This window comes from Roseateles sp. FW305-36 (genome assembly GCF_058787015.1).
Window position 1 is genome coordinate 167171 of sequence record NZ_JBYSZK010000002.1, and the last position, 14404, is coordinate 181574.

Sequence of the window (14404 nt, forward strand, 5' to 3'; positions counted from 1 at the left end):
GAGTCAAGCGCGCAAGAAGCGCATCAGCCGGCCGCGATAGTCCGCGCGGCCGGCGCCGGCGCTCAGCAGCACCTCGCCGAACTCGAACCCCAACGCCGCCATGCGCCGCACGAAGGCCGTGCGGTTGCCGCGGTTGGGGTCGACGATGAGGAGCTCGCAGCGCGGCAGCGCGTGCTTCTCGATGAAGGCCGCCAGCGCACCGCCGTCGTCGCGTTCGTAGAGCACGTCGCTGCCGATGATGAGGTCAAAGCGGCCCTGTACACGTGGCGCGCCGCGCTCTGCGATCACGGCGTCCTCGCTCCAGTCGCCGTGGCAGTAGCGCATCGGCGCCATCTCGTTCAGGCGCAGGTTCTCCAGCAGGAAGGCGCCGGCCAGCGGATGGATGTCGCTGGCCGTGACCTCCGCGCCGCGCCGGTGGCAGACCAGGCTGGCCAGGGCCAGGCCGCAGCCGATCTCCAGGATGCGCTCGCCGTCCGTCAGGGGGCGGATCGCCATCGTGGCGGCCAGGTGCAGCCCGGAGGGCCAGACCTGGCCGAACAGCGACCATTGCGCGGACGAGATGCCCAGGGCCTCGGCCGCACCGGCGGGGTCGGCGAATTGCTGGTGGTCCAGCAGCGAGCGGATCTGCAGATCCGCCGCGCCATCGATGGCGAGTGTCTGGACTTTGACTTCATAGCCGGGCATGCGCCCTCCGGGTTGACCTGTGTTCGAGCGCAATGCGACACGGGGAGGTCAGCGCCGCTGTTCATTCACAGCGGCCGGGCGACAGGCCGGCGGGGCAAGACGATGGCGGCCGCGCAGCGTGCGGCCGTGGGGCAGTGTAGGCCGCTCAGCTCATCAGGCTGTAGGGACCGCCGCGTTCCAGGGCCTTCTGGTAGGCCGGCCGCGCGTGGATGCGCGCCAGGAAGTCTTTCAGTTTGGGATAGCCATCCATCGATCCGCGTGCCGAAGCGGCCTCCACCGGGAAGCTCATCTGCACATCCGCCGCCGAGAACTCGGCGCCGGCAAACCAGGGCCGCGTGGCCAGTTCCGATTCGAGGAAGGCCAGCTGACGGTCGATATTGGGCTGCACGAAACTGGACAGCACCTTGTCGGCGATGCCCTTGGCAATCGGCTTGACGAAGAAGGGCATGGGCGCGCGCTTGACCTTGTTGAAGACCAGCTTCATGACCAGCGGCGGCATGGCCGAGCCTTCGGCGAAGTGCATGAAGTAGCGGTAGTGCAGCAGGTCCTGCTCGCCCGTGGGCTTGAGCCGCCCCTGGCCGTGGCGGTCCACCAGGTATTCCAGGATGGCGCCGCTCTCGGCCACCGTCAGCCCGCCGTCGGTGATGACGGGCGACTTGCCCAGCGGGTGCACCTTGAGCAGTTCCGGCGGCGCCAGCGAGGTCTTGGCATCGCGCTGGTAGTGCTTGATCTCGTAGGGCAGGCCGAGCTCTTCGAGCAGCCACAGCACGCGCTGCGAGCGGGAGTTGTTGAGGTGGTGGACGGTGATCATGGGGCCGAGTGTAGGCAGGCTGCTAGCGCGGCTCTTCAGCGGCAAGGCTTCTCAGCGTGTCCAGCTGCCAGTCGAGCTCGGGCTGGAAGGACTCACGCTGCTGCACCGCTCCATAGCCGCCCTCGCCGTAGACCGTCGCATACGCCGCGTACTCGGCTGCGCGCAGCGCACGGCCGGCGAGTGCATTGGCCACCGCATAGGAGGCCGACACGGCGGCGTGGCCCACGCCGTCCAGAGAGCGCGAACCGGGGTGGTGATTGGCCAGGCTGGCGGCCTCGGTTGCAGCCGCTTCCAGCTCGGCCTGCGAAGCGCCGTCGGCCACATGGCGGGCCAGCGTGTCTAGGCAGGCGATGACGGCCGGGTCCTCGAGCAGATGCCTCACCCGCTGCGCGCAGGCCAGGCCGAAGCGCAGGCTCAAGCCGCGTCGGGCCGGCACATCCAGCGCCAGCTCGCGGGCCAGGCGGTCGAGGGCGTCGTTCATGCGGGCGAGTTTAAGCAGATGGGATTGCCTCGTGCTGCCGCGGCCGGCTACGCTGCGGCGCGGCAATCCATGCCGAGGAGGGCGCCATGGCTCAATGGCCGACATTGGAAATCGCCAAGCTCATCGTCGGCGTGCTGACGCCGCTGTCGGTCGCGCTGCTGGGCTGGTTCGTCAGCAGCCAGCTCAAGCGCCTGGACCTGGCCAACTGGACCAACCAGAAGCTCATCGAGAAGCGCCTGGCCATCTACGACGAGATCGCGCCGCGGCTGAACAAGCTGCTGTGCTTCTTCACCTGGGTGGGCTACTGGAAGACGGTCTCGCCCGCCGAGGCCATCCAGGCCAAGCGCGAGCTGGACCGCACCCTCAACATCTACCGCCACGTCTTCGAGGCCGAGGTCTACGAGGCCTACCAGGCCTTCATCGGGGCGCTGTTCGAGACCTACACGGGCGCCGGCCATGACGCGCGGCTGCGGGCCCTGATCTGGGGTCCCGATGGTGACCGCCGCAGCGACTGCGGCTACACCTGGGACGAGTCCTGGACGGCCAGCTTCTCGGAGCCGGGTGCTGCCGTCGGCAAGCCGGAAGTGCGCGCCAGCTACAAGGCGCTGATGGCGGCGCTGACGCGTTCACTCGGCGTGGCCACGCCGGACCACGCCCCCCACTGAGCGCGTCAGGCCTTGGCCAGCTCGTCGTCCGGCGCCAGCAGGCGGCCGAACAGCAGCTTGACGACCAGCAGGCCGACACCGGCGGAGGCCACCAGCACGGCATGCATGGCCCAGAACTGCGAGCCCGGCATCTCCTCCAGCTTGCCGGCCAGCCAACCGACGAAGGTGTTGCCGAAGAACAGGTGCAGGTAGTAGAGGCCGATCATGACGCCCTGCAGGCCGCGCGGCGCGGCGCGCGAGTACAGGGCCAGGCCCACCGGCATGATGTTGGCGAAGCCGATGTCGTTGACCAGGGTGTAGGCAAAGGTCCACAGGATGCTGATCTTGCCGCCGCCGCCCTCGATGGCGAAGGCCGGGATCAGCAGCAGGGCCGGTGCACCGCAGGCGGCGAAGCAGCCCAGGGCCATCTTGGTGACCTCGTCGGGCTCGCGGCGGCGCGTGGCCCACCAGCGCCAGAAGGCGATGGAGCCCAGCATGGTGACGAAGCTCACCGTGGCATCGACGGCCTGCAGCCAGGTCACCGGCACCTCGAAGCCGCCCACGTTCATGTCCATGTGCTGCTGCGACCACAGCGGATAGGCGTTGTTGAACTGCTGGTTGCCGACGATGGACAGCATCAACAGCGGGATCATGGCCACCAGCAGGGCCACCTGCAGCGCGCCCCGGCGGCCGATGGTGGGCCGGGGTTCCGCCTTGTTTGCCCCGCGCTTGGGCTCGGGCGGCAGATGGCGGCGGCCGGCCAGGTAGACGAACAGCCCGATCAGCATGCCCACGCCGGCCGAGCCGAAGCCCCAGTGCCAGCCCACCCGCTCGCCCAGCGTGCCGCAGACGATGGGCGCGGCGATGACGGCGATCTGCACCGCCAGCATGAAGATCTGGAAGGCACTGGCGCGGCGCTTGTCGCCCGGCGCGTAGAGGTCGCCCACCTGCGCCGCGATATTGCCCTTGAAGCAACCCACGCCCAGTAGCAGGCAGCCCAGGGCCGGCAGCAGCGCCGTCTCGAAGGCCATCAGGAAGTGGCCGGTGGCCATCAGCAGGGCGCCGATGACGACGGTGCGGGTGCGTCCCAGCACGCGGTCGGCCAGCAGGCCGCCGAAGATGGGCGTCAGATAGACCAGGCCGACGTAGAGGCCGAACACGGCCGAGGCCAGCTGCTGCGGCGAGCGCGGGCCGGTGACGTTCTCGATGGCATGGCGCAGCGCGTCGATGCCGGTCACGTTGGCGATGTGGGCCGGCAGGAACAGGTAGTTGCTGAGGTAGAGCACCAGCAGGGCCTGCATGCCGTAGTAGCTGAAGCGTTCCCACAGCTCGCAGAAGGACAGCCAGCCGAGGCCGGCGGGGTGGCCCAGGAAGGACCGGTCGTGGCGGGCGCGCTCGTCGCTTGTGGCGTCGGCGGCCGCGGTCAGGGTGGCGGAGGTCAAGGGGGTGTCCCGGGACATTGAGAAAGCCGAGACTGTCCACGCCCGCGGCCCGGCTGGCAATGCGCAGTCGCCCGCGGGTGACTGGCGTCATGGGTGTCATGTCCGGCCGACACAATCCGGCAATATGAGTTCGACCCCTTCCCGCGTCGTCGTCACCGGCGGCACTGGCTTCATCGCCGGCGTGCTGATCCGCCAGCTGCTGGCCGCCGGTTGGCAGGTCCACACCACCCTGCGCGACCTGAAGCGCGAAGCCGGCCTGCGCCAGCTGCTGGGCGTGGGCGCCAGCGAGCAGCTGCGCTGCTTTGCCGCCGACCTGACCGCCGACGCCGGCTGGGCCGAGGCCGCGGCGGGCTGCAGCCATCTGGCCCATCTTGCATCGCCGCTGCCGGTGGGCGCGCCGCGCGACGCCAATGAACTCATCGTCCCGGCCCGCGACGGTGCGCTGCGGGCGCTGAGGGCGGCGCGCGATGCCGGCGTGCGGCGGGTCGTCATGACCTCCTCCGTCGCGGCCGTCTCCTACGGCCATGGCCGCGGCGACCACCACTTCACCGAGGACGACTGGACGCAGCTGCAGACGCCCGGCATCCCGCCCTACGTCCAGTCCAAGACCGTCGCCGAGCGCGCTGCGCGCGACTGGGTGGCGCGCGAGGGCGGCGGCCTGGAGTTCTGCACCGTCAACCCGTCCGTCGTGCTGGGGCCGGTCGCCAGCGCCGACTATTCCGCCAGCGTCGTCATCGTGCAGAGCCTGCTGCGCGGCAGGATTCCCGCCCTGCCCCATATCGGCTTCGGCATTGTCGACGTGCGCGACGTGGCCGAGCTGCACTGGCGCGCGCTGTCGGCGCCGCAAAGCATGGCCGACGAGCGCTTCATCGCCTGCGGCGGCTTCCTGTGGCTGCGCGAGATCGCGGCCATCCTGCGCGCCGAACTGGGCGAACAGGCGCGGCGTGTGCCGACGCTCAACATGCCCGACTGGGCCGTGCGGCTGCTGGCCAAGGTCAGCCCGGCGGTGCGCGCCGCCGCCAGCGAGCTGGGCACGGCGCGGCACCAGGATTCGAGCCATGCGCGCGAAGTGCTGGGCTGGGTGCCGCGGCCGCCGCGCGAGGCCATCGTGCAGACGGCGCGGGACCTGGTGGCGCTGGGTATGGTCTAGCGCGACAAGGCCGCTGGCAGGCCAAGCTCGGCGTGCATCGCCTCGCCGACATCGCAGTACGTGGCCTTGGCGACCTGGGCACGATCGAGCTCGAAATAGAGCACCGGCCGGCCGACTTCGCCTTCCCGGTTGGCGCGCAGCCGGAAAAAGCGGAACGTGACCTGGGCGGCGGCCGCGAAGCTCTCGCCCAGTTCGCGTTCCGCCAGCACCAGTTCGGCGTCACGGCCGCGCGCCGGGCGCAGCAGCCGGAAGTCCTGCAGCAGGCAGTCGGCGCCGCCACCGGCCTTCAGCTCCAGATGCTCGCCTGCCGCGTCGAACAGCGGCACGATCTGCCATTGCGGTCGCCGCCCTTCGGACGCCGGCAGCTCGGCGTACAACGTCAACACTTCAAAGCCATGGGCATTGAAGTTCTCCCGGTGGGCCAGCACGGCCATGCCGGGCGCGGAGCCGCGCTGCAAGGCAATGCGGTTGATGCCGGGGCGCAGGGCCTGCACGCGGTCGGCGGCCTGGGCCGCCGCGGACCAGAGCAGCAGCGAGCCCAGGCCCATGACGGCGCGACCTGCGCGGTGCAGTCCAGCCATGGTTTCTCCTTCAAAGCGACGCTGCGATTCTGGACAGGCGCCGTGGAAGAAAACAGGTGGATCGCGGAGACTTGCTTCCGCTGTGCCGCGCTCCGCGCGTCAGCCCACCACCACCTCGCTGATCTGCACCACCGGCCGGCGGTCGGTGTAGTTGGCGATGTCGGCCATGATCTCGGCGGCATGCGGACCGAAGGCCGTCTGGTGGCTCTCGACGCTGTCGAAGAACAGCTCGCAGCCGGCCACGAAGGGCGGCGGCTGGCCGGGCGCGGCACCGTTTGCCAGGCCGCGGTCGACCGTGTAGCGCAACAAGGCCGACCCCAGCCGGGCCTGCACCAGCGGCATGTGGCGGTCGCGGTAGTAGTCGTGGTCGAAGCGCGTGCCGGGCGCCTGCGGGTAGAGGACGCTGACCTTGATCATGGATGCCATCTCCGAAAAGCGATGCCGGAGTGTCATTGCATCCAACGGCTGCCTGCCGTGGTTGTCGCCAAGCCCTTGCGCCGCGTCGGGTCAGCTGGGGTGGCAGGCACGTCGAAGTTGTGCACGAAGGCTTCGCGCAAATGCCGCCTGTTGGGTCAATCCCGCAACGCGCGCACCACGGCCGCGACGGTCATCAGCACGCCCACGGGAAACACCCAGGCCAGCAAGCCGAGCAGGCCGCCCCAGCCTTCCTCATGCCGCAGCGCGAAGCCGAACAGTCCCATGCCCATGGCGAAGAGGCCCATCAGGAACAGCAGCCAGTTGCCCATGGCACGGCCGGTGTCGCTGACGTCGTCGTCTTCCCAGATCAGCAAGGCAATTGCCAAAGGGGCGCAGATCGCCAGCAGCAGCCACTTCGGCACCTGGTGGCCGTGATGGCCATCCCAGCGCAGCAGCAGCAGGGGCGGGATGGTCAGCAGGAGGATGGTGATGACCCGGCGCATGCCCGCTAGCGACCCCGCCTCTGCCACAGCGCCTTCTTGCCCTTCAACTGCCTCTCGATGCCGTCGTTGAGCCGCGCGCGCAGGTCGATGACCTCTTCGACGTGGCCATACACCTCGGGGAAGCGCAGGTCCAGCCACAGCCATAGCGTGCAGATGCGCAGGGCCTGCTCCATGCGGTCCAAGCGGCCGTGCTGGTCGTATTCGTCGAGGAAATGCGGCTCGCCGGCCTTGCCGGTGCGGGCGTGGCTCATGGCCCAGCCGTGGAACTGCTCCACCAGCATGGGCAGGCGTGAATCCACCGGTGCCTGGGCGTAGCGGAAGCGCTCCTGCAGCGGCAGGGCGGCCGCGTTGCGGTCCAGGGCCTCGGCCAGCTCCAGCATCTGCTCCAGCTCGGCCACGGCGAAGTGGGCATCGTCCAGGCGCAGCTGCTGCATGAAGATGTCCAGCACCGCATGCAGCTTGTTGACGCCCAGGCGCCGCGAAATGGTGTCGACATGGCGCCAGTTCGGCGCCACCGGTGCCTTGAAGTCGCGCGGCGCGCGCGGCTCCTTGGGCAGCAGGCTGCGCAGCGTCTTCATCGCGTCGGCCTCGGCCTCCTTCAGCACGCTGACAAAGCCTTCGTCGTGCATGCCGTAGCGGCCCGCGCGGCCGGCGATCTGGTGCACCTCGCTGACCGACAGTTCGCGGTCGCCGACGCCGTCGAACTTGGTCAGAGTCGAGAACAGAACGCGGCGGATGGGCAGGTTCAGGCCCATGCCGATGGCGTCGGTGGCGACCAGCACGTCGCTCGCGCCGACCGCAAAGCGCTCGGCCTCGCGGCGGCGCACCTCGGGCGGCAGGGCGCCGTAGATGACGCTGACGGCGTGGCCGTTCTGCGAGATCTGGTCGCGCAGCATCAACACGTCGCGGCGGCTGAAGGCCACCACGGCATCGCCCGCATGCAGATGCGTCATCGGCACCGGCGCCGGCATCAGCTGCACATGCTGCTTGCGCTCGAAAGTGCGGCGCTCCGGCTTCTCGCCGCAAAGCTGCAGCAGGCGCTCGATGGCGGGCGCCGCATAGGCCGAGCCGATGATGATGAGTTCGCGCGCCGGCACGCCGACGATGGCCTGGGTCCAGGCCCAGCCGCGCGAGTCGTCGAAGATCATCTGCGCCTCGTCGATGACGGCGACGTCGACGATGTCGCGGGTGTTGACCATCTCGATGGTGCTGCTGACGACGCGCGCATCGGCCGCCGGCACGCTCTCCTCGCCGGTCAGCAGCGAGCAGGGCACGCCGCGGCCGACGAGGCGGTCACGGCCCTCCAGCGCCAGCAGGCGCAGCGGCGCCAGATAGGCGCCGTCCAGGGCCTGGGCCAGGCGCTCGAAGGCCGCATGCGTCTTGCCGCTGTTGGGCGGGCCGAGGTAGAGGGTCACCTTGCGGCCCAGCTTGCGCGCCGCGTCGAAGCTGTCCGGGTAGCCCTGGAAGGCCAGCTCGCGGCCCAGGCTGGCCAGCGTGCTCTGCTCCTCGACGGTCTGCTCCCAGCGGTCCTGGGCCCGCGTCAGCGCGGCCTTCAGGTCCTCGAAAGGCATGGGCACGCCGCATTCGGCCTGCAGGCGCGGCAGCAGCGAGGCGAGCTGGGCCGAATCGCCCATGGCCTCGCTGCGCGCCACCAGATGGTTCAGGTGCAGGGCCAGCTCGGCCTTGTAGGAGTACTCGGGCGCCTGCCCCAGGGCATGCCTCAGCGCCGCCGTGTCGCCATCGCGGAAGAAGGCCCAGATGGCGCCTTCCGGCACCGGCACGCGGTGGGACAGGTCGATGCGCCAGTTCTCATGCGCGAGCGTGATCGGGTGCACGCACAAGCGCGTGAACACCAGGCCCTCGCGGCGCAGGCCCAGGCTTTCGAGCTGGTGCAGGCGCTGCTGCATCTGCGTGCGCAGCGTGTTGGCCAGCGGCGTGGCGTCCAGCTGCGCCAGCGCGACGGGGAGGTGGGCAGGCAGGATCCAGCGGCTGGGGCGGCCACCGCCGGCGGCCTTGGAGATCTGGATGCAGCCCAGGCGGTCCAGCGACTCGTCCGTGCCGTCGTTGAGGTCGTCGGGCACCAGCACCTGTGGCAGGGCGTAGGCGGCCTGGCGGATGCGTGCCCAGTCCTCGGGCGCGAGGCTGGCGGGCAGCCGGGCGGCGTGGCGGGGCTGCGGCAGGGGAAAGGCGGGCGCGGGGGGCTTGGGCGAGGGGGAGTCAGACTTCACGGGGGAAGTGGAACACAGGCGCGCCGCCGGCCGGCTAGCGCTGGCTGCCCAGGGTCCGCTTGACGCGGTACATCGCCTCGTCGGCCTTGTGCACCAGCACGCCGGGCGATTCGCCGTCGTCGGGGAAGAGGCTGAAGCCGATGCTGGCGGACACCTCCATGGCGTGGCCGGCCAGCACGCAGGGCGCGGCCAGGGCCTGGCCGATCTTGGCGGCCACCTGCTCGGCGTCCTCGCGCCGGCTGGCCGAGGCCAGGATGACGAACTCGTCTCCGCCGATGCGGCAGACCGTGTCGCTGGCGCGCACGGTGGCCGTCAGCGCGCGTGCCACATGCTGCAGCAGCAGGTCGCCCACCGCGTGGCCGTACTCGTCGTTCACGCGCTTGAAGCCGTTCACGTCGAGGAAGTAGATCGCCAGCCGGCTGCCATGCCGGCGCGCCAGCGCCAGGTCGTGGGCCAGGCGGTCCCACAGCACCTCGCGGTTGCAGACGCCGGTCAGCGCGTCGGTCTGCGCGGCCTTGACGGCCACTTCCAGCGCCGCGTGGGCGGTCTCGGCCTGCCGGGTCATCTCGAGGTGGCGCCGATGCAGGCGCTGGTTCTCCTCGCGGGCATCGTGGGCCGCGACCAGGCCGGACTCGCTGCGCGCCTCCTGGATGGCGCCGTGCAGAGCCAGCAGCGTCGCCTCGGCCGCGGCGATCTCGCGCCGCAGCAAAATGAGCCGCTGCTCGTCGACGTCGATGTTGGAGGGTGTGTCCATGCGCGCGGCGGTTTCGACGCCTGTCAGTCCGTCGCGGGCGCGGTCAAGGTCATGGCGATGTCCGGTCCCAGGCCGCGTTCGATGAAGACATGCCGGCTGCTGTCGAGGCAGAGCCTCTCGTTGGTCTGGTTGCCACAGCTGCGGCCTTCGTCATGGCGCTCAGAACGAGGGTTGCGGCGTGGCGCGGGCCAGCAGCGACGCCAGGTGCTTGCAGACGTTCTCGCCCGTCGTCGTCAGGCGCAGCGAACCGCCATGCCACTCCATCCAGTTCAGGGCGACGTAGTCCTCGATGAAACCCGCGTCGATCTCGGCCGCGCGGCGGCGCTTGAGCAGGTCAACGGTGGCGAGCAGCCGGTCGCGCAGGGTGTCGCGGCGTGACGTGGCGGGCGAGGGTGCTGGCAGGGGGCGGGAAGGCTTCATCGAGATCTCCAAACGGTCAGGGATGGCAGGCATCTGGGCGTGCAAGATGCGTGCCCTTGGCTGGGCTGATGTCTCGGTGGTTTCCGCGGGTGTGGGTGGCGGACGAGCCGGGGCAAGGTGGAGCGGCCGCCTCGACAAGGGTTCAAGAGAGGCCGGGTGGGGGCTCGCCGCTTGAGGGTGGCTGACGGCATTGCCGGCCGGCGGGAGCCAACCGGGCCTGGGGCGCGAGGAAGGAGGGCGCCGGCGTCCAGCCACCGAAGTCGCGCCGTTGAGCAGACACGCGATGGTTGCAAGCCATTCTAGGGCGCTGCGCCGGCCAGTCGCACCGCGAAGGCCGGTGCCTGCGTCGAAGTCAGGCCGCGCGGCGCCCGGCAGTGCGGCTCAGCAAGGCCTTCAGATGCTTGCAGACGTTCTCGCCCGTCGTTGTCAGGCGCAGCGTGCCGCCCTGCCATTCCATCCAGTGCATGGCGACGTAGTCTTCGATATAGCCCTCCGCGATCTCGGCCGCCCGTCGCTGCTTGAGCAGGTCCACGGTGGCGAGCAACCGGTCGCGAAGCACGTCGCGTCGGGCTGCGGCGGGGAACGAAGCAGATGCGTTCATCAAGATCTCCGGAGGTCATGAACAGACTCCGGGAATGAAGTGGAACACAGACCTGTGACGAAACCGGTGCGGCCGACGAACGGCAGGCCTATCGTTTGCCCGCGGGGTCTTCCCCATGACAAGCTCCAGCCCATCGGAGGACCGCATGCCACGAGACATCAAGGTCGTCAGCGACACCGTCGCCGCGCCGGCGCAAACCGTCTACGAGTTCGCCCGCCAGCGCGAGAACCTGCACCGCTGGGCCTCGGGCCTGGCGACGAACGACATCGAGCAGGAGGGCGACCACTGGGTCGTCACCGACTCACCCATGGGGCGCATCCAGATCCGCATGGCGCCGCGCAATGACTTCGGTGTTTTGGACCATGACGTGACGACGCCCGATGGCGTCACCACGCACAACGCGTTCCGGGTGACGCCGGTGGATGAGGGCTGCGCGCTGACGTTTGTGGTGCTGAGGATGGCGGGGGCGAGCGATGAGGACTTCGCCCGGGATGCGGCCCATGTGCTCAAGGATTTGAGGACGTTGAAGGTGTTGATGGAAAAGGGCGATCGCTAGGGGTGGCGAAGCCAATAGCAATGCTTCGCAACGGAGCGCTCTTGCTGGACCTGGGCCCACTCCGTTTCTGAGTCGGAGATCTCGATTCGACGCTCCCAAAGCGGAAACCACAGGGGATCGCGGCGCTCGGTCGCCGTTGCAGGGCGGGTGTTCTTCGCCATTTCGCGCTTGCAGGCGCCGAACTGCACGAAGTTGACCTGAGCCTCCACCAGGCTGCATTGGTTGGCCCCGCCGGATTCAAGCGGGAAGTAGAGCTGGAAGCCGTCGTCCTCCCAAAAGCAGATGGGACAGATGTCGAACGAGTCCGGGAATGTGTCGAAGACCTCATATCCGCAGCAGGGGCAGGTGTACATGGACAGCGCCTCCGGACTCTTTACAACGGCTTCGGCTTCGTCGCGTCCGACGGATTCGCAATCCAGGCCTGCAGCTCTCCCGCCCGCGCATGCTTGGGCGCCAGCTCCAGGAAGGTCTTGTACGCCGCCATTGCTTTGCCTTCATCGCCGGCCTGCAGGCGCGCGTCCCCGAGATTGAGCCAGGCCAGCGACCGGCTGGCATCCATCTCGACAGCCTTCTCGAACCAGGCTGACGCATCAGCGAACTTGCCGCGGCGATACAGCACGAAGCCGAGGTTGTTGGCAGCCAGCGCGAACCTGGGTTGCAGCTGCATCGCCTCCTTGAAGGCGGCTTCGGCCTCGTCGTAGCGGCGCTCGCGATACAGCTGCAGGCCGCGGTCGTTGGCGCGTTGGGCGGTCACGCGGGCACTGGCATCGACGCGGGCCGTCGGCGCGGCCAGGGCTTGGTCCTTGCCGTCCAGGCCCTTGATGGTGACCTGCACGGCACTGGCCGCGCCGCTCGCGGCGGGGGCGACCTGGCGGCCGGCACTGCTGGCCTCGTCCAGCTTGGCGGCGAACTGGCTGGCCTTGTCGTCGAGCTGGGCGACGGCGCCGCTCAGGGCCGGCTCCTGGGCCGTCGGTAGCTCGAAGACGAATTCGCCGCCCTCGCTGCCCGGCAGGCTGCCGAAGGCCGGCGTCTGGTGGGCGATGGACGACACGGCGGGCGCGACATAGGCGGCCAGTTCGGTGGCGGTGATGAGGCCGTCACCGTTCAGGTCGGCCTTGCCGTTCAGGGCCTGCAGCAGCGTCCACGTGAACACCGAGTGGCCGCCGGGGCCGTCGTCGGCCACCTGCTGGTCAGCGCCGCCGGCCGTCATCATCTGGCGGCCGATGCGGCGGGCGTTGGTGCGGGCGAAGTTGCTGTCGGCCGCGGCCGAGCCGCCGCGGGTCAGGCCCAGGCCGGAGTAGCAGGCGTCGATGACGAAGAGGGCGTGCTTAGCCGTGATGGCCTCGGCCACCTCCTGCAGCTGGGGCATGGCGATGGCGTCGGACTGCAGGTCGTTCAGCCCCGCGTCCACCGGCACGATATAGCCGACCTCGCGGCCGCTGGGCAGCTTGCGCGTGCTGCCGTGGCCGGCGAAGAAGACGAAGACGCGGTCGTCGCGCTTGACGCGCTTGCTGTCGCCGAAGCGCTCGTTGAGGGCCTTCAGGATGTTGGCGCGGGTGGCGTCGGCGTCGGTCAGCAGCGTGACGTTGTCGGTCTTGAAGCCGAAGCGCGTGACCAGCGATTCACGCACGGCCTGGGCGTCGCGCACCGCGTGCGAGAGCTTGGGCCAGGCCGAGTATTGGTTGATGCCAATGACCAGGGCATGGCTGTCTCGGTAGAGCTCGCCGGCGGCCACCGGCGGGGGCGCGGCGGCCTTGTCGCTGGAGACGACGAACTGGCCGTCCTTGAAGCTGGCGAAGCGCCAGCCTTCGGCGGCGAGCTGGTCCAGCACCAGGGGCAGGGCCTGAACGGTGCGGGCGTGGATGTCGTGGAAGAGCACGATGCCGCGCTGCTGCTTGTCCAGCTCGGCCATCACGCGGGCGGCGATGCTCTTGGGGATGGGGTCGCTCCAGTCCAGGGAGTCGACGTTCCACATCATCGAGCGCAGCTTCAGCGCCTCGATGGTGGTCAGGGCGCCGTCGTTGCGGGCACCGTAGGGAAAGCGAAACAGGGCGTCGCCATTGCGACCCGCCGCATCCAGCAGCGCCTCCGTGTTGGCAGCCTCTTCCTTGACCTTGACGAGCTCGAACTTGCTCATCAGTCCATGCGTGAAGCTGTGATTGGCGATCTGGTGGCCGGCCGCGAGAACCCGCTTGGCCACGGCGCTGCCGTTGCCCGGCTGCATCTTGCCGTCGGCGCCGACCTTGCCGAGGTTCTGGCCCAGCTCGAAGAAAACGGCCGGCGCGTTGTAGCGCTTCAGGATCTCCAGGATCTCGTCGGTGTAGCGCGCATGCGGGCCGTCGTCGAAGGTCAGCAGAACGGTCTTGGGCGGCAGCTTGTCGCCGAAGACTTCGCGCTCCTTGGCTGCCACGCCGCGCATGGCACCCGAGGCCGCCGAGGCGGGCTGTTCAGGCGCCAGGTCCGCCGCGGCCGGCAGTTGGGCGCCGTATTGCTTCATGACCGCTTCGCGCGTGTGCAGGGCCTTGAGCTTGGCGATGTAGTCGGCCCACTTCTCGCGCTTGAGCTCGATGCCGCGCTTGGCAAAGCCGCCGAAGACTTCCTTCAGCTCCTGCTCATAGGCCTTCTCCACCTCGGCCAGGGTGTCCAGGTCGTCCTGGGCGCGGCGGGCGAGCTTGATGCCGTCCAGGGTCTGGGCGCTCTTCAGGCCGGTCGCCAGCTCGCCCAGCACCTCCTTGAAGGCGAGGCGGTCGGCGTCGAACCAGCTCGGCTCGCTCTCGATGCGGGTGATGAGGGCCGTGGTGGCCTCCAGCGCCTCGGGCTTCAGTGCCGCGTCGGCCAGGGCCTGCTGGCGCTGCAGCAGTTCGTGAAAAAGCTGCTGGCCCAGGGCCTGGACCTCGCGGCGCTGGGCCGGCGGCAGGGTGGCCTCGCCGTCCATCAGCACGACGATCTGGCGGTGCAGGGCTAGCAGGCCGTCGCCCTGCTCGCGCAGCCTGGCGGCGGCGCTGGTGTCCTGCGCCGCCGAAGCGGCCGGCAGCGCGGCGGGTACGTCGGCCAGGCGCTTATTGCAGCCGGGCAGGACGAAGGCGGTGGTCAGCAGCAGAGCGAGTGAGAGGAGGCGCAATGGAGTCATGG

The 14404-nt window shown here is 69.5% G+C and carries 16 protein-coding genes; 3 read left to right on the forward strand and 13 right to left on the reverse strand.

The annotated features are described in order from the left end of the window. Positions 1-3 precede the first annotated feature (3 nt). From AC3WOE_RS05065 to AC3WOE_RS05075, 3 genes are all read right to left on the reverse strand, one after another. Complete coding sequence (locus AC3WOE_RS05065) at positions 4-684, reverse strand: class I SAM-dependent methyltransferase (RefSeq protein WP_492688734.1); 681 nt, start codon at positions 682-684, stop codon at positions 4-6. A 145-nt stretch (positions 685-829) separates the two neighbouring features. Next, the gene (locus AC3WOE_RS05070; RefSeq protein WP_492688736.1) at positions 830-1495 is read right to left on the reverse strand and encodes a glutathione S-transferase family protein; all 666 of its coding nucleotides are present in this window, start codon (positions 1493-1495) and stop codon (positions 830-832) included. 22 nt (positions 1496-1517) lie between these two features. Beyond that, the gene (locus AC3WOE_RS05075; RefSeq protein WP_492688738.1) at positions 1518-1976 is read right to left on the reverse strand and encodes a hypothetical protein; all 459 of its coding nucleotides are present in this window, start codon (positions 1974-1976) and stop codon (positions 1518-1520) included. Between the two features lie 86 nt (positions 1977-2062). Here AC3WOE_RS05075 and AC3WOE_RS05080 point away from each other — a divergent pair, with 86 nt between their 5' ends. Further along, positions 2063-2641: a hypothetical protein gene (locus AC3WOE_RS05080; RefSeq protein WP_492688740.1), complete on the forward strand. Its 579-nt coding sequence runs from the start codon at positions 2063-2065 to the stop codon at positions 2639-2641. 5 nt (positions 2642-2646) lie between these two features. On the opposite strand, the gene AC3WOE_RS05085 is transcribed toward AC3WOE_RS05080, so the two are convergent. Beyond that, complete coding sequence (locus AC3WOE_RS05085) at positions 2647-4062, reverse strand: peptide MFS transporter (RefSeq protein ID WP_492688741.1); 1416 nt, start codon at positions 4060-4062, stop codon at positions 2647-2649. A 124-nt stretch (positions 4063-4186) separates the two neighbouring features. Between AC3WOE_RS05085 and AC3WOE_RS05090 the strand changes: the two genes are divergently transcribed. Beyond that, the gene (locus AC3WOE_RS05090) at positions 4187-5212 is read left to right on the forward strand and encodes an NAD-dependent epimerase/dehydratase family protein (RefSeq protein WP_492688743.1); all 1026 of its coding nucleotides are present in this window, start codon (positions 4187-4189) and stop codon (positions 5210-5212) included. Here AC3WOE_RS05090 and AC3WOE_RS05095 read toward each other — a convergent pair. The 7 genes from AC3WOE_RS05095 to AC3WOE_RS05125 form a co-directional block, all read right to left on the reverse strand. Beyond that, positions 5209-5793, reverse strand: coding sequence for a hypothetical protein (locus tag AC3WOE_RS05095; RefSeq protein WP_492688744.1), 585 nt, complete (start codon positions 5791-5793; stop codon positions 5209-5211). The genes AC3WOE_RS05090 and AC3WOE_RS05095 overlap by 4 nt on opposite strands. 99 nt (positions 5794-5892) lie before the next feature. Continuing rightward, a complete protein-coding gene (locus AC3WOE_RS05100; protein WP_492688746.1) occupies positions 5893-6210 on the reverse strand; it encodes an EthD family reductase in 318 nt (105 codons plus the stop codon). Between the two features lie 155 nt (positions 6211-6365). After that, a complete protein-coding gene (locus tag AC3WOE_RS05105; RefSeq protein ID WP_492688748.1) occupies positions 6366-6713 on the reverse strand; it encodes a hypothetical protein in 348 nt (115 codons plus the stop codon). A 5-nt stretch (positions 6714-6718) separates the two neighbouring features. Beyond that, positions 6719-8941 (reverse strand): helicase-related protein, encoded by a 2223-nt coding sequence (locus AC3WOE_RS05110; protein ID WP_492688750.1) that lies wholly within the window; start codon positions 8939-8941, stop codon positions 6719-6721. A 34-nt stretch (positions 8942-8975) separates the two neighbouring features. Continuing rightward, positions 8976-9695: a GGDEF domain-containing protein gene (locus AC3WOE_RS05115; protein ID WP_492688752.1), complete on the reverse strand. Its 720-nt coding sequence runs from the start codon at positions 9693-9695 to the stop codon at positions 8976-8978. Between the two features lie 159 nt (positions 9696-9854). After that, on the reverse strand, positions 9855-10115 hold the full coding sequence (locus AC3WOE_RS05120; protein ID WP_492688754.1) for a hypothetical protein: 261 nt from the start codon (positions 10113-10115) through the stop codon (positions 9855-9857). A 352-nt stretch (positions 10116-10467) separates the two neighbouring features. After that, entirely contained in the window at positions 10468-10716 is a 249-nt protein-coding gene (locus tag AC3WOE_RS05125) for a hypothetical protein (RefSeq protein WP_492688756.1), read from the reverse strand. 145 nt (positions 10717-10861) lie between these two features. Here AC3WOE_RS05125 and AC3WOE_RS05130 point away from each other — a divergent pair, with 145 nt between their 5' ends. Further along, positions 10862-11272: an SRPBCC family protein gene (locus tag AC3WOE_RS05130; protein WP_492688758.1), complete on the forward strand. Its 411-nt coding sequence runs from the start codon at positions 10862-10864 to the stop codon at positions 11270-11272. Here the strand turns inward: AC3WOE_RS05130 and AC3WOE_RS05135 are convergent. Together AC3WOE_RS05135 and AC3WOE_RS05140 are read right to left on the reverse strand one after the other, a co-directional pair. Then, entirely contained in the window at positions 11269-11625 is a 357-nt protein-coding gene (locus tag AC3WOE_RS05135; protein ID WP_492688759.1) for a CPCC family cysteine-rich protein, read from the reverse strand. The two genes, AC3WOE_RS05130 and AC3WOE_RS05135, sit on opposite strands and share 4 nt — an antisense overlap. A 20-nt stretch (positions 11626-11645) precedes the next feature. Further along, a complete protein-coding gene (locus tag AC3WOE_RS05140) occupies positions 11646-14402 on the reverse strand; it encodes a polysaccharide deacetylase family protein (protein ID WP_492688761.1) in 2757 nt (918 codons plus the stop codon). Between the last annotated feature and the right edge of the window lie 2 nt (positions 14403-14404).

Bases quoted from the DNA above. Each gene is read 5' to 3' on its own strand.
- AC3WOE_RS05120 (WP_492688754.1), bottom strand. From the start codon at position 10,115: ATGAAGCCTTCCCGCCCCCTGCCAGCACCCTCGCCCGCCACGTCACGC.
- AC3WOE_RS05125 (WP_492688756.1), bottom strand. From the start codon at position 10,716: ATGAACGCATCTGCTTCGTTCCCCGCCGCAGCCCGACGCGACGTGCTT.
- AC3WOE_RS05100 (WP_492688746.1), bottom strand. From the start codon at position 6,210: ATGATCAAGGTCAGCGTCCTCTACCCGCAGGCGCCCGGCACGCGCTTC.
- AC3WOE_RS05090 (WP_492688743.1), top strand. From the start codon at position 4,187: ATGAGTTCGACCCCTTCCCGCGTCGTCGTCACCGGCGGCACTGGCTTC.
- AC3WOE_RS05075 (WP_492688738.1), bottom strand. From the start codon at position 1,976: ATGAACGACGCCCTCGACCGCCTGGCCCGCGAGCTGGCGCTGGATGTG.
- AC3WOE_RS05095 (WP_492688744.1), bottom strand. From the start codon at position 5,793: ATGGCTGGACTGCACCGCGCAGGTCGCGCCGTCATGGGCCTGGGCTCG.
- AC3WOE_RS05130 (WP_492688758.1), top strand. From the start codon at position 10,862: ATGCCACGAGACATCAAGGTCGTCAGCGACACCGTCGCCGCGCCGGCG.
- AC3WOE_RS05080 (WP_492688740.1), top strand. From the start codon at position 2,063: ATGGCTCAATGGCCGACATTGGAAATCGCCAAGCTCATCGTCGGCGTG.
- AC3WOE_RS05105 (WP_492688748.1), bottom strand. From the start codon at position 6,713: ATGCGCCGGGTCATCACCATCCTCCTGCTGACCATCCCGCCCCTGCTG.
- AC3WOE_RS05115 (WP_492688752.1), bottom strand. From the start codon at position 9,695: ATGGACACACCCTCCAACATCGACGTCGACGAGCAGCGGCTCATTTTG.
- AC3WOE_RS05135 (WP_492688759.1), bottom strand. From the start codon at position 11,625: ATGTACACCTGCCCCTGCTGCGGATATGAGGTCTTCGACACATTCCCG.
- AC3WOE_RS05140 (WP_492688761.1), bottom strand. From the start codon at position 14,402: ATGACTCCATTGCGCCTCCTCTCACTCGCTCTGCTGCTGACCACCGCC.
- AC3WOE_RS05065 (WP_492688734.1), bottom strand. From the start codon at position 684: ATGCCCGGCTATGAAGTCAAAGTCCAGACACTCGCCATCGATGGCGCG.
- AC3WOE_RS05070 (WP_492688736.1), bottom strand. From the start codon at position 1,495: ATGATCACCGTCCACCACCTCAACAACTCCCGCTCGCAGCGCGTGCTG.